The sequence below is a fragment of the Sagittula stellata E-37 genome (genome assembly GCF_039724765.1).
GTDB lineage: Bacteria > Pseudomonadota > Alphaproteobacteria > Rhodobacterales > Rhodobacteraceae > Sagittula > Sagittula stellata.
Map to the genome: position 1 here is coordinate 1957526 of NZ_CP155729.1, position 13812 is coordinate 1971337.

At 66.3% G+C, this 13812-nt stretch carries 10 protein-coding genes and 2 pseudogenes; 3 read left to right on the forward strand and 9 right to left on the reverse strand.

Features of this window, described 5'->3' with window-relative positions; translation table 11 throughout:
* Positions 1–15 precede the first annotated feature (15 nt).
* Positions 16–672, forward strand: a complete 657-nt coding sequence (locus ABFK29_RS09285; RefSeq protein ID WP_005857325.1) for a response regulator — start codon at positions 16–18, stop codon at positions 670–672.
* Positions 673–807: 135 nt separating this feature from the next.
* Positions 808–1164 carry a SecDF P1 head subdomain-containing protein gene (locus tag ABFK29_RS09290; RefSeq protein ID WP_347100373.1) on the forward strand — a complete coding sequence of 119 codons (357 nt, stop codon included), beginning with the start codon at positions 808–810 and terminating at the stop codon, positions 1162–1164.
* A 241-nt stretch (positions 1165–1405) separates the two neighbouring features.
* On the opposite strand, the gene ABFK29_RS09295 is transcribed toward ABFK29_RS09290, so the two are convergent.
* The 9 genes and pseudogenes from ABFK29_RS09295 to ABFK29_RS25155 form a co-directional block, all read right to left on the reverse strand.
* On the reverse strand, positions 1406–3379 hold the full coding sequence (locus ABFK29_RS09295) for an alpha/beta fold hydrolase (RefSeq protein ID WP_005864287.1): 1974 nt from the start codon (positions 3377–3379) through the stop codon (positions 1406–1408).
* A 115-nt stretch (positions 3380–3494) separates the two neighbouring features.
* Positions 3495–4658 (reverse strand): annotated as a pseudogene (locus ABFK29_RS09300) (IS5 family transposase).
* A gap of 453 nt (positions 4659–5111) precedes the next feature.
* The gene (locus ABFK29_RS09305) at positions 5112–6323 is read right to left on the reverse strand and encodes a bifunctional alpha/beta hydrolase/OsmC family protein (RefSeq protein WP_005864291.1); all 1212 of its coding nucleotides are present in this window, start codon (positions 6321–6323) and stop codon (positions 5112–5114) included.
* A 557-nt stretch (positions 6324–6880) separates the two neighbouring features.
* Complete coding sequence (locus ABFK29_RS09310; RefSeq protein ID WP_005864293.1) at positions 6881–7921, reverse strand: calcium-binding protein; 1041 nt, start codon at positions 7919–7921, stop codon at positions 6881–6883.
* 15 nt (positions 7922–7936) lie between these two features.
* Positions 7937–9127, reverse strand: coding sequence for a hypothetical protein (locus tag ABFK29_RS09315; protein ID WP_040605270.1), 1191 nt, complete (start codon positions 9125–9127; stop codon positions 7937–7939).
* Positions 9033–11357: a VCBS domain-containing protein gene (locus ABFK29_RS09320; RefSeq protein WP_005864299.1), complete on the reverse strand. Its 2325-nt coding sequence runs from the start codon at positions 11355–11357 to the stop codon at positions 9033–9035. Before ABFK29_RS09320 ends, ABFK29_RS09315 begins: the two co-directional genes overlap by 95 nt.
* Positions 11354–12079, reverse strand: coding sequence for a VCBS domain-containing protein (locus ABFK29_RS09325; RefSeq protein ID WP_005864301.1), 726 nt, complete (start codon positions 12077–12079; stop codon positions 11354–11356). The genes ABFK29_RS09320 and ABFK29_RS09325 overlap by 4 nt, the downstream gene beginning before the upstream one ends.
* A gap of 240 nt (positions 12080–12319) precedes the next feature.
* A complete protein-coding gene (locus tag ABFK29_RS09330; RefSeq protein ID WP_005864302.1) occupies positions 12320–12652 on the reverse strand; it encodes a calcium-binding protein in 333 nt (110 codons plus the stop codon).
* Between the two features lie 45 nt (positions 12653–12697).
* Positions 12698–12805: pseudogene (locus ABFK29_RS25155) on the reverse strand (hypothetical protein); the annotation flags it as partial.
* Positions 12806–13238: 433 nt separating this feature from the next.
* Between ABFK29_RS25155 and ABFK29_RS09335 the strand changes: the two are divergent.
* Positions 13239–13799 (forward strand): helix-turn-helix domain-containing protein, encoded by a 561-nt coding sequence (locus ABFK29_RS09335; protein ID WP_005864304.1) that lies wholly within the window; start codon positions 13239–13241, stop codon positions 13797–13799.
* The last annotated feature ends 13 nt before the right edge of the window (positions 13800–13812 follow it).

Below are 13812 nucleotides of genomic sequence, written 5' to 3' on the forward strand. Positions count from 1 at the left end.
TGCGGAGGGATAAAAATGGATGCGTCGGCAAACCCGGACCTTCGGAAAATCGTGATTGCCGACGATCATGCCGTCGTTCGCGATGGTCTCAAAGCGGTATTGGCGCAGATCGACCACGTATCGGTCGTGGGCGAGGCCGACAACGGAATCGAGGCGCTGGCGATGGTCAAGACAATGCGCCCCGACCTTCTCCTATTGGACAGCGCAATGCCCCTCGCACGCGGGATGGAGGTCTTTGGCGAGGCGCGCCGCTGGTCTCCCGAGACACGCTGCGCCGTCATCACCGGGATGACGTCGCCTCAGGTGCTGGCCGACTGGATCGCGGTCGGAATCGACGGGCTGTTCCTGAAAAGTTCGCCGCCCGAGGAAATGCTGCGCGGCTTGACCATGATCCTCGCCGGAGACACCTACGTGGCGCGCGCCGTCCTGGATATCCTCGAAGCCGCAGACAACGACGGGCGCGAGGCGCTGACAATGCGGGAACGGCAGGTTCTCTATCTGATTGCCGAAGGCTGTTCGAACGCCGCGATTGCCGAGCGCCTGTCGATCAGCGTCAAGACAGTGGACAATCACCGCACGCGGCTGATGGCCAAGTTGCAGGTTCATTCCGTGGCGCAGCTCGTCGCCTATGCCCTCAAGTCGGGGCTGCTGGAGGGGGACCAGTTTCTCTGAGGCCGGATGACGCGGATTGAGGGGTTACCCTCAGCGACAGCCCATGCAGGGCCGGTATTCTGACAGAAACAGAAACCCGAACCCGCCCCGAACCCGCGAGGAATGAAAGTGACCATCCGATTGCGAGAACTTTTCTTGGCCAGTCTCACCGCGACTCTGCTGCCCGCCCCGACCTGGGCGGATTGCGCCGAAACCGCGTTGGCCCTTGTCATCGACGAGACCAGCTGGCCCGTGACGATCACCTCGGTCGTGGCCCTGCCGGACTTCGAAACCGACCGCGGGGGCGTGTCCCTGACATTCGACGCGCGGAGTGCACGCATTGTCGGGCAAATCACGACCGAGCGGGTCGGCGAGACGTTGGCGATCGAAAACGAGGGTCGGCTCGTGCTGAAGTCCGTGCTCCGGGGGCCCGCACACGGAGGGATCCTGGAAATCCGTGGCATCGACAACGCCCGGGCGGCCGAGATCGCCGACGGCCTCTGCAGTGGGTAGTATGGCGTCATGCGTCAAGGAGTTCACCTCCACATGGCCATGAAACCCATCGGAGCGTCTGCCGCGAAAGCTCACCTGGATCGCATGGTCGACCGGCAATTGCCTGCGTGGTCTGGGCCGAGCGTCCAGTGTCGCCCGCAGCCTGCCGACACTGCGACCGCAGACTGACGTCGTCATCGGCGAAGCTGCCGTCTTGGACGGACGGTCGCGGCGGCGACCCGTACTGTCCCTTGAGGGAATCCTAGGGGAGTGGCGCGTCTGGGAGGACGAACTTCGGAACGAGCTGGTCGACGCAGGACAGGTCGAGCGGGGCCTCTGGATCGAGGATGAACTTCGCGTTGATGTCGAGGCCGCAGCGGGAATAGAGCGACGCGCCGTGGCCTGAATTCGGGTAGATGATCACCCGCGCGTTGGACAGCGTCTCGGCCGCGTGCGCCGACCACCGCCAGGAGGTCTGCGTGTCGTTCGTCCCGCCGAGCGCCAGGACGGGCACGTCCGAGACGACAGACTCGTGAAACCCCTCCCTCGGTGCGGGTTCGAACAGGGCGCACATGGCGTAAAGGTTTTCGATCCCTTGGACCTGCGCGGGTGTCGCGATGACGTCATAGGGGAACTTTTCCAGCAGCGTCTGGAAGCCCTCGGGCGAGTTATACGGCACGTCCTCCTGGCAGGCGTAGATCATGAGGCCCATGTTGCTCTCGACGGCAGCCTCGAAGGGCGCGAGGTCGGTCGCGGCGATCTCGAAGGTGCGCGCGACGTCGTCGTCGGACATGGCGGCAACGAGCGCCTGCAGCGCCTCGGCGTCGGGACCCGAGAAATGCGCCACGACCCAGCCCGTGATCGCCTGGCGGGTCTCCGGCCCCGTGCGCAGCCGTGCGTAGTCTTGCACGGCCGGGACGATCTCCTCCTGCGTCAGCGTCCCCAGAGCCTCGGTCGCGCGCAGGTCGAACGCCTCGGCCACCGACAGCGCGGCGGGCGCGGCCACGATATCGTGCTTGAGCTGCGCCATCGCCGTCGTGACCCCTTCGCGGAGGTCGGTCATCGCCTGCGCGGCCTCCAGCACCGACAGCGCCAGCGCGCGTTCGTCGTTGCCGAGGGTCGCGGCGCCCGGCCCGAGCAGACCCGCCGCCGTGCCGGGCAGGTTGCCGCCGTCCGCATAGGTCGTCAGATACCAGTCGAAGGTCGTGGCGTCGCCCGCGGCCAGTTCGGTGATCATGCGCGGCAGGTAGGCGGTGAGGTCGCGCACCCACGTCGCGCTGAATTTCGTGCGCTGCGAGACGAGGCCGTAGAACATGTCCGCCGTGATCTCCGGCATGCCGCGGGCCGCCGGGATCGGGTTTTCCGCGAGGGTCGTGCCGAGTTCGACGAAGGTCTGGCGCAGGTCAGGATAGGCCTCCGCGCAGGCCTGTTGCCCCGCGCATTGCGCAAAGAGCGCGTCCATCGCGTCGCCATGGGGACCGAAAAAGTCGTCATAGAGCAGCATGTCGCTCGGCGCGACGCCGTCGATGATGACCGCGCGCACGCCCTCGGGCGCGGTCCGCAGGACCTCCAGCGCCAACCGTGTGCCGTAGGAGATGCCGAGGATATTGTATTCGGGATACCCGAGCGCCGACATCAGCGCCCGGACATCGCGCGCGTTGTTGGCGGTGTTGTAGTCCGACAGGTCGGCCTCGCTCTCGTAGAGTTCGCGCACGCAGGGCGCGAAGATCGGCTCCTCCGCCTCCTCTTGCACAGGGGCGGCGCCGGCCGACTCCAACACGAGGTCGACCACGTTCTCGGCCAGCGTGTCGGTACAGCGGACAGTCGTGGACGACAGCATCGCCGCGCGCTGGTCGAAGGTCACCACGTCGCGGAATTGGCGGTGGTCGCCCAGGATCACCTCCGTCGCCGCCGCGATGGAGTCGAGTGCGCCGCTCGCCGGGCCGCCATGGAGGTAAATGATCGGATCGTCGAACGGGTTGCTCGACCTTGCCAGACCGACCGCGAATTCCAGCGGCACGCGGCGGCCGTCGGAGTCCTCGTAGTCCTCGGGCACGCTGACGGTGCCGCAGATCACTGTCTGACCCTCGATGTCGAGCGCGCCCGTCGTCTCCGGACAGGCCTCGACCGTCACCGGGTAGCGGTCGTCGAAGCCGCCGCTGCGCAAGGTGTCGAAGGCCGGGACAGGCTCCGCGAGGAGGAGCGCGATGGCGGCAATGATCTGGTCAGGGGTCATCAGCAAAGCCCGTTATGGTGTGATTTTTGAGGCAGACTATCACGGGTTTTCTCAGATGCGAGGCGTTGTTGGGCAAATCGGGGTTCGGGCTGAAGGTCCCTTTTCCCGTTGTGCTTCAGGCGATGGCCTCGATCTCGGCTCTGCCGGGGGCCGGGAAGCGGTTCACGATGACGATGCGGATCTGGATTTCGGCGGTCTGGCGGTCGGGGGTGAGTCATCGACGCGCCATCGGTCCGGGCGACAATGGCGAACGGACACGATCCGCTCGCCGAAGAGCTTCAGGCAATTCATCCCTTGGCCGACAGGGCATTGCGTCGGCAATGTCCCGAGAGGCTGAGCTTCGACCCGACTTCGGACATGGTAGCGGGCCCGCTTCTTCCAGAGCGCCCTGCCGAGGTGTCGCGTCGCGCGCAGGATCTCGTTTCGCGCCAATGCTGCGGGGCAGTCTTCTTTCCAGGCGCGGCCTCCGGCGGATCGGTATGACAGCATCGGCGCCGTGCTCGACGATGGCGGTGTGGCATCGGCGTGCCGTCCGTTGCCCGGCAGGGTCATGCGTCGCATGATCCCGAGAGGGGCCGTGACGGTGGCGATCTCCTCGCCCTCGGGAATGTGCGACAGCAGGTCTGGCAGCAGGGGGCTGTCGCCTTGGTCTGGCAGCAGCGGGCTGTCGCCCTGGCGGCTCGAGGTGAACTCGACCGCGCGTCTGTCGCCGGTTTCCGTGCCCATGGCGATGTGAACCTTGCGCCATTGCCTCCGGCGGGAGGAGCGATGCTTCCGGGCCAGCCATGCGCCATCGCCACCGAACGTCACCCCCGTGCTGTCCGCTGCCCGGCAGTGCATCGCGCAGTGATGTCACGAGAGGGGATCGGCAGGTTCAAGGGCTTGCCCGAGCGGCGATAGGGGATCTGCACCCCGATCCGCGCTTGCCGTCGGCACGGCGTCGAATAGTCCGGAGCCGGCCAGTCGAGCCCAGCCATCCGGATCGGGCTCCCGACCGGCCCGACCGTCTGCCGCAGCGGAAGGCCGACCGGGGCTCCGCCCGTTCAGGGCGGAAACGATCCGCCGGATCGTTTCCGAGACGCCCCTCACCCTTCAGCGTCAGGCAGGTTTGGATCGCGGCATCCGGGAACGTCCCGGGCCGCCCCCGTTTACCGGTCTTTCCGGCGTGCCGGCCCGTGTCGACATCGAACCAGACCGAGAGCGAACCCCGCCGGCGCAGCACAGCGTCATATTCGGACCGGTTCGTCGTGCGATAGCGGGAGGGAGAGGGCCTCGGCATGACACCGATCCAACGCACTGGATTCCTACAGTGAATCCTCATCACTGATATGTGCAACAAGCCCACGCAGCCAGCGCGATGCCGGACCCGACCGCTCTCTTCGAGGGCGCGATTGCGCGGATGGAGCAACCGGTTGGTGATCCCGACCTCGTCGACCAGGCCAGACAGTTCCTGCGGCAGATCATCCGGCGCATCGTACTTTTTTCCCGAGGCCGGCGCCGAACACGGCCTCTCGGTCAAGCTGGAAACCGACTTCGCCGCGCGCGTCGCACCTGAGGTCGATGGCATCCCACCCGCGCACCTCATCTGCTGAAACCCTTGCAACACTGACCCAACGGGGCCAGCGTGCACATACCGAACAGTTCCCAGCGAAAACAGCAAACAACGGCAAAGCAGGGGGCTCTGCCCCCGCCTGCGGCCCCCAAGGTACTTGCGCCAAGATGAAGGTGCAGGTCAGGTGAGCCGGGTTTCGATCTTGGCACCAGCTTCGAGGGAGCGGTGCACGGGGCAGCGGTCCGCGATTTCCAGCAGGCGGCTGCGCTGGTCCGGCGACAGGTCGCCTTCGAGCGTGATGGCGCGGGTGAAACGGTCGATCCGGGTGTCCGCCTGCGTGCCGGCGTCTTGCGCGTGGACCTTGTCGTGGGTCACGTCGACAGAGACCCGGGCCAGCGGCCAGCCCTTGCGGCGGGCGTACATTCGGATTGTCATGGACGTGCAGGCACCGAGCCCGGCCGACAGGAAGCCGTAGGGCGACATGCCCCGATCGGTGCCGCCGTAGGCCTGCGGCTCGTCCGCGAGTGCATGGTGGTGCGGGCCGTTCTGGATGTCCTGCAGGAATCCCCTCGGGTCGGCCTCTGTCACGCGGGTGACGCCTTCGGGGGCGCCGGGCGGCGGGGCGGGCGGGGCGAGGTCGAGGTAGCGCCGCGCCCACGCCGCGATCACCCCGGCGGTGTATTCCGCATCGTCGGCGTCGGAGACGAGGTGGTCCGCGTCGTCCAGCGTGACAAAGCTTTTCGGGTGTTTCGCCGCCGTGAAGATGCGCGTGGCATTGGAGATATCGACCACCGCATCGCGCGGCGCGTGCAGCACCAGAAGCGCCTTTCTGAGATGCGCGATGGCCGGTTCGAGGTCCTGCGCGCCGACGTCGTTCACGAAGTCCTGCCCTATGGTGAACGGCCTGCCGCCCAGGTTGACCTGTGCCGCGCCCTGCGCCTCGATCCGGTCGAGGGCATGCGCGAAGGTTTCCGTCACATGCGCCGGGTCGAAGGGCGCTCCGATGGTTACGATGGCCTTGGCCGGGGCGATGTCGGCGGCGGCGCGCAGCACGGCCGATCCGCCGAGCGAGTGGCCGATCAGCAGCGATGGGGCCATGCCGCGTCCTGCCAGCCAGTCGGCGGCGCAGCGGAGGTCGGCGACGTTGGTGCAGAAGGTGGTGTTGGCGAACTCGCCCTGGCTGTGGCCGAGGCCGGTGAAGTCGAAGCGCAGCACGGCGATGCCCATGGCCGCCAGGCGTTGCGAGATGCGGCGTGCGGCGTGGATGTCCTTGCCGCAGGTAAAGCAATGGGCGAAGAGCGCCGTGGCCAGGTGCGGACCGTCGGGTCTGTCCAGGCGGGCGGCAAGCCGCTGGCCGGAATGGCCGGGGAAGGTGACGCGGTCGCTGGGCATGGTCGTTCCTGACTTCTGGTCCTTTAAGGATGGAGGTGTGCCGGGAGAGACGCAACCGGCGCGCTACGCGCGTCACGGCAAGGTGAGAGACGTTGCAATGCGGGTGAGGTTTCCTGCGGCAGTGGCGGGCCTCCTGGCGGTCGTGGGACGGGGGATGCGCTAAATGCCGTCCATGGATATCGCGGCCGTCTTCGCCTTGGCGGAGATCTGGTCGCTTTAGTCCAGACGCCAGCGTGAAGCCTGAGGGCGTCGGCGCCGTTGCGCGAGGTTTCTGGCACCGGCATCCAAAAGATCCCGGCCAACGCGGACAGACCCGCGCATCCGCATTGCGACCTGCGCTCCCTTGTGAAAGCCGACAGCCGGGCCTTGCTCGTATGAATGCAAGTCGCTGGTGTGGGTGCCGCTGACGGGCATGCTTACCTACACCGGGGCGCGCGTGCTGCGTGTGCGGGATCGGGGGCCGGCGGACAGGGGTATTTGACTCGCGCCCGGACCGGGCGCGCCACCGGGTAGGGCGGGGCTTTGCGCCGCCGCCCCGTTCCGGCTGGGCGCACCCGTCAGACGAAGACGCACTCCGGTTCGATGAAGTCCGTGGCCGAGGCGCTCTCCACCGTGAGGACACCGCCTGTGTAGGTGATGGTCACGTCACCCGTGCCGATATCCGCGACGGTCAAATCGCCGAACACAAGGCCGTCAAAGACGATCTCGTCTTCCGTAGCGTCGTAGTCGAGGATCGTGTCCTGACCGTCTCCCGCCCGGAAGACGAAACTGTCGCCGTCCGCGGTGCCGCTCAGCCGGTCGTCGCCGGTGCTGCCGATCACCGTGTCGGCGCCGGCACGCGTCAGGATCAGGTCGTGGCCGCCGTCCCCGTCGATGGAATCGTCGCCGGCGCTGCCCATCTGCAGGTCGTTGCCCGAGGTCCCGGTCCGCGTCACGCTGTCGTCCGCCAGTCCGATCAGCTCGAACGACGACAGCGTGATTTGGTCAAAGGTCGTGCCGGTGTCGCCGTCCAGGTCGAAGGACGCGGTCACCGCGAATTCGTTCCGGTCGCCCAGCCGGGTCTCGATCCCCGCCACGTCGGCCAGCGCCAGATCGACCTCCAGCGTGTCTGCGACCACCGCCGGGTTGGTCTCGTTCGCGATGGTGCCCAGATCGACGCCGTCCGCCCCCAGCGTCACGTCGAGCGCGATCAGTGTCGCCGGGAACAGTCCCGCCCCGGACAGCGCGGCACTGAGGTCGGCGAAGTCGGTGACCTGCGTCGCGACGCCGTCGCTGTCGGTCTGGCTCAACAGTTGGAGGTTCAGGTTGCTGCCGATGCCGAACGCCTGCAGGTCGACCGCGTGGGGCAGGGTAAAGGCCGGTTGCGGGCAGTATGTCCCCGCCGTTGTGCCCGAAGTCTCGATGGTCGTGGTGAAGGTGTCGTTCAGCAGGCTGGCCAGCGGTTGCGCCCATTGCTGCGTGGTCGCCGGGTTGCCGTCGGTGATGAAGAGCATCAGTTTCAGCGCATCCGGGCCATCCACCGTGTATTGCGTGTCGAAGTAGTATTCAGCCTGCCGGAACGCGGGGTCCCATGGCGTGTACCCGGCGGCATAAGCCATGTTGGCGATGTCGTCCTAGAGCGCGGCCAGCGTCGTCAGGTCGAGGTCGACGGACGGCGCGATCAGCCGTGGGGCCGACATGATCTGCGCCGACGTCGAGGGATTGCCGTCGACAAACTGGATGCGCAGGTTGTTGTGCGCCGTCGCGCCGCTGTAGCTGAAGACCTCCACGTCGATGTCGATGCCCGTCCCGTCGAACCGCGTGGCGATGTCTTCGAGCGCATTGGACACCGCGTCGATCTGCTGCAGCCATGCGGTGCTTCCGAGTCTGCCCGATGCGTCCATGGCGAACACGAGGTTCACGCTGGGCGCGTCGTAGGACGTGAGGTCGATGGAAATCGCCCCGGCCGGGTTGCCGTCCGAAGGTGCCGTGTTCAGATCCACCGCGACCAGAGCACCGGCGACCGGCGCATAGGGCGACAGCCCGTCGATGATCGGTACCTCGATCACCTGGTCTTCGGCGCGCGGCCCGTCCTCGACCGGCAGGATCCGGTATGTCGCGGAGGTGGTCGTGGAGGCGGTGTCGCCGTTGGAGGCCTCGGCCGCCGTCGCCGAGGCGGTCAGCGTGTAGCTGCCGTTCCAGTCGGCGGGCGGCGTCATCTGGAGCGTCGACAGGTCGAGCCCTTCGGGATGTGCGATCACCCAGTCGCTGCCCGACGCCGCGCCGAGGCTGAAGGTCGCGCCCGCCGGAAAGCCCGACAGCGTGATCGTCAGCGTCTCCGACCCTTCCGTGTCGGTCAGCTCGGCGGCCAAGTTCACCGGCAACGGCTGGTCCTCGGAGGTTAAGGCTTCGGGCAGGGACGTGAGGGTCGAGACTATCTCGCCCGCGCCAAGCTCCGTGCTCCAGACGTTGACCAGCTCTCCGTTGTCGAGCAGCGCCATCTGGCCACCGCTGCCGAAGGGGTACGAATACTGCTTCCCCGCGGTGATGTTGTTGACGCGCGTTTCGATGCCAAAGGAGCTGCCGTCCGCGTTGTAGCGCTGCTCGAAGATGCCGTAGCCGGAGCCGTCCTCAAGGAACGACGACCAGCCCATCGCAAAGTCGCCGTCTGGCAGGCCGACCACGGTGGGCGAGGACTGGGCGCCGAAACTGTATGTGTTGATCTGGAATTCACCGCCGACGCGTGCGCCTGTCAGATCGTATCCTTGTGCGTGCAGGCTGGTGCCGGCTGCCGTCCTGGCCGAAGCTCTGCCAGGCGACGACATAGCCGCCGCCTTCCAGTGCCGCCACCGCCTCTGCCGTGTCGCCATCGGTCGCCGCGGTGGACACCGGCTGGTCGGTCCCGCTGCCCGCAAAGCCGTAGGTGGCCGTCCCCGGCGGCGCCAGGGAGACGGTCGGCACGTCTGCGACCGCCTCGATCTGGACGATCTCGGTTCCGACATCGAAGGCGCCAAGGCCGTCCGTCGCCCGGTACTGGAAGCTGCCGGTGCCGGACCAGTTCGCATCCGGGGTGTAGGTGTAGCTCCCGTCCGCATTCATCGAAACGCTGCCGTGAGACGGTCCGCTCTCCACAACATGGGTCAGAGGTCCCGCCGAATCCGGGTCCGAAGACAACAGCCTGTCGACGACACTGCCGTCTTCGGTGCCAAGCTGGATGCTGTCCGCCGCAACAGGCGCGTCGTTCGACCCGGTGATGGTGTTCGTCAGCGTGCCGATATCGGCAGCGAACAGACCGTCGTTCACGACGTAGTTGAAGGTCTCCGTGACGACCTGACCCTCGGCCAACGCGTTTGTCGCCGGGTTGAGGTCGTCCAGCGTGTAGGTCCAGTCGCCGTTCGCCTCGATCACCACGGAGCCATACAGCCCCGCGACCGCCGCGCCGACGTTGGTGTCGTCTGCGTTCACCGGAAGGACGCGCAGCACGTGCGAGGTGTCCGGATCGGTGTCGTTGGCCAGCACGTTGCCGTTGGCCAAAGCATAGCCTGTCGTCGCTACGCCCGCCTCGACCACAGCATCGCCGCCATTTTCGTCAGCCGCGGTCACCGGCTGATCGTTCCTACCGCGCACCGCCACGTTGATCTCCGCCGTGTCGGTGCCGCCGTTGCTGTCCGTCACCGTGTAGGTGATGCTGGTGTTGACGAATTCTCCGACGGCGAGGGCGTCGAATGCGCCGTTCGTGTCGAAGCTGTAGGCGCCGTCGGTCCTGACGGTAAAGACGCCGCCGTTGGTCCCGGCGACGGTCATCGTCTGCCCGGGTGCGCCAAACGGATCGGCCAGCGCCTCCGTATCGGCGTCGGCGTCGTCCAGTGTGTACGTCCAGTTGCCCGCCGCATCGACAAGCAGGCTGCCGTATGTGCCGGCAACCGCCGTGCCGATGTTGGCCGCCGATCCATCCACCGAAGACAGGGGCAGTGTGTCGTGGGCGTCCGCGTCGCTGTCGTTGATAAGCAGCTTGCCCGTGGCGCTCGGGTCGCCGGGGTTGAGGGTCCCGGCCTCCGTCACCAGATCGTTGCCGTTCCGGTCCGCCACCAGCACCGGCGCGTCGTTCGTGCCCGTTATGGTAAAGGTGACGATGTCCGAGGCCAACGACCCACCGAAGTCGTCCACCACGATCCGGTACGAGAAGGTGATCGTCTCTCCCGCACCGAGGAAGTCGAGGTCGAGCGTCGCGTCGTAGGTCCACGGGATCGTGCCGGGCGTGGTGGCCCCGGTCGCGCCGGTCGAAAAGCCCTCTGCCAGCGCCGTTGCCTGCGCGGCGGTCAGGGTGTCCCCGGACCAGATCGGGGCACCGTTGATCGAGTAGGTGACGTCTATGGTGTCGCCCAGATCCACATTGTCGAAGGTCAGCGTGCCGGACTGTGACAGCACCTGCGCGGCGGCGTCAGATTGCTCCAGGAAGGGCAGGGCGGGGTCTATGCTGATCGTCGGCACGTTGTTACGGCCTTCGATGGTGATGTCGATGTCGTGCGTCGCCTCCGCGCCACGTACATCCGTCGCCGTGACCGTATAGGTCAGCACAAGGCTTTCGCCCAGCGACAGCCCGGTGAAAATCGTGGTGCCGCTGTCGAAGGTCCATCTGCGCCGCGCGAGGTTCTCGACGCCACTCAGCACGTTCGGGGTGTCCAGCGTGAGCATCCCGAGGAGGTCGCCAGACGGAATCCCCGCCAGCACCGCCGTCGCGCCGGAAGCGGTGAACCCGGTCACCGCAGCCGTTACGGAGTCGCTGATGTCCACGTCCGAGAAGGTGAGGGAAGAGGACACCGTCAGCGGCACGCCGGTCTCTGCCAGCGTCTCGGCATCGGTATCGGGCGTGGTCAGATTCCGGGGCGCATCGTTGGCGCCTTCGACGGTGATTGTCACCACCTCCGTATCGACGCCGCCACTGCCGTCATCCACCGCATAGGTGAAGGTGTCGGTTGCCTGCTGGCCAATCGCCAGATGCTCGAACGCACCGTTGGCGGAATAGGTGAACATGCCGTCCAGGTTGTCGGTCACAAGGCCAAGCGTGCCCGGTGGTGTCCACGCTGAACGTATGGCTGTCGAGCGCGTCCACATCCGTGAAGGCCGCAGTGACGGTGATCTGGTCGCTGCTGCCCGGCACCTGCGGGTCGGCTTTCGTCCACGGCCCCCGACAGCGCCTTGGCGCTCGGCGCGTCGTTGGTGCCCGTGACCGTCACGGTCACCGTGTTCACCGCCGATGCGCCGTGCCGGTCGGTCGCCGTCACCTCCGTTCCCGAGACCGAGGCGACGCCTTCGGCGGGGGCCAGGGTGATGGCATAGCTCAGAGTGGTGCCGTCGTCGTCGCTGTCGATGTCGTCTGCGTAATCGGCCAGGTCGACGCTCACCCGTCCGCCTGTCTCCTCCGCCGCGATGGCCACCGGGTCCAGCGTGGGGGTGTCGTTCTCTCCGGTGAGCGTGATCTTCACCTCGCGGGCGATCAGGCCACCACGGCCATCGTCCACGAAAACCGTCACCACCACCACGGCATCCTCGCCAAGGGCCAGCCCTTCGAATGCTCCGCCGGTGTCGAACGTCAGGTCATACAGGACCCCGGTGGCACAGTGGCGCGTGGCGCCTTCCACCAGCGTCGCGTCGATCAAACCGCCCGTGGCCGAGACGGAATCGATGGCGATCCCGTCGCCGTCGAAATCCACGATCTCGATCGGGACGGCGAACGTCCCGCTCTCGGACACCGCCTGGTCCGATGCCGAGATCACCGGCGCGTTGTCGCGCCCATAGAGTTAAAGCGTATAGTCCGCGAACTGCAGAGCATCCCCGATACGCAGGGTGTCGGAGCTCTCGGTGCCAGTCAGGTCGGTGACCGTCAGAGACTGCCCCCAGCCACAGCCGAACCATCCGGCAAAATGGCCATAGCCGTGGCCGTTGCCATGCGAGTCGTGTACCTTGCCCGTGTCGTTCCTGTGACGGTCTCCGCCACCCAGATGGCTGCCCGTCAGTTAGATGTCGAAGTCGAGCACCGAGCCGTCGTAGACCGCCGTGTCGAATCCGGTGCTGCCCACGATGGTGTCGTCGCCCGCGCCGCCCCGGATCGGGTTGTCGCCATGCCCCACCTCGATGAAATCGTCACCGGCACCGCCGTCGCCCGACCGGATCGCGTCGTCACCATCCCCTGTCGAGATGCTGTCGTCGCCCCAGCCGCTTCGCACTTCGTCGTTGCCGTCGCCCGACACCACGGTGTTGTCGCCCGTTGCCGCGCGGACGTCTTTGTCGCCGGCCCCGGCGTCGATGCCGTCGTCGCCCGACCCGCCTCTGACGTCGTCGTCGCCCATCCCCGCGAGGATCGTGCCATAGCCCTTGCCGCCGTCGATTGTATCGTTATGGTCTGATCCAATGACGCTGTCATCGCTGCTCTTGGCGTTGACCTTCCGGCCCGAAGACGCATCGGAAATGTCGATCGTGTCGTCGTCCCAAGTGCCGTTGATCCTCTTGAAAAAAAGCCGAACACGTTGCCGTTCCCAAGGCCGGGACGAAAATACGTCATGATGTCCCTCATCGGTACGAAAAGCGGCGTTCTGAAAATACTAGCCGGTGTCGTCGCGTTCACCGGCGTTCACTGGAAACTCTCATTATTGACATCGCCGCGAGTCTGACCTGTCAAATCTTTACATGGATCCGGCTTGAGCAGGTCGCGCCAAGCTTCTGAAAATTCGGTCGTTTCACCCTATGATGGAATTTGGGTGTGGCAGTGCTGCGCGTCCAAACGCAGCCCTTCGGATCCAAACATCGCATCCGCGCCGCAATTTGCGGCACGAGTGTTTCGGATTCGGAAACGGTGTCCGGACACCTGCCACGGTTGCCTTTGTGGACGAATCCTGCCTAGTCTCAGAAGCGGGATAGATTCCCGGGGGGATAGGAATGAAGAGCGAACTGACAGTTCGCCTCGCTGCGCGTTTGTCTGCCCTGCGCGCGGCGCGCGGCTGGACACTTGACCAGTTGGCGGCGGCCAGCGGCGTTTCGCGCGCGGCGCTCTCCCGCCTCGAGAACGCCGAGGTCAGCCCCTCCGCCGACGTACTCTACCGGCTCTCCGCCGCCCACGAGATGACGCTTTCTCGCCTGATGTCGCTGATGGAGGATGGCTTTGCTGCACAGGTTCGCCGCGACGACCAGGCGCTGTGGCGCGACGGCGAGACGGGTCTCTCCCGCCGGATCGTATCGCCCGCAGCACCCGCGCTCGCAGGCGAGGTGATCGAATGCAAGATCACTCCCGGCACCCACTGGGTGCAGGAAGCTCCCGAAGTCCCGGGCCAGGAACACCACCTCGTCATGCTCACCGGATACATGCACGCGGTGGTCGACGGCGAAGCTCACTATCTTGCCCCGGGCGACACGTTACGTTACCGGGAGCATGGCGAGACGCGTTTCGTCACCGCCAAAGGCCAGGGTGCGAAATTCATGATGTGCCGGATCAGCGGCTAAACGGTTTCGGCTT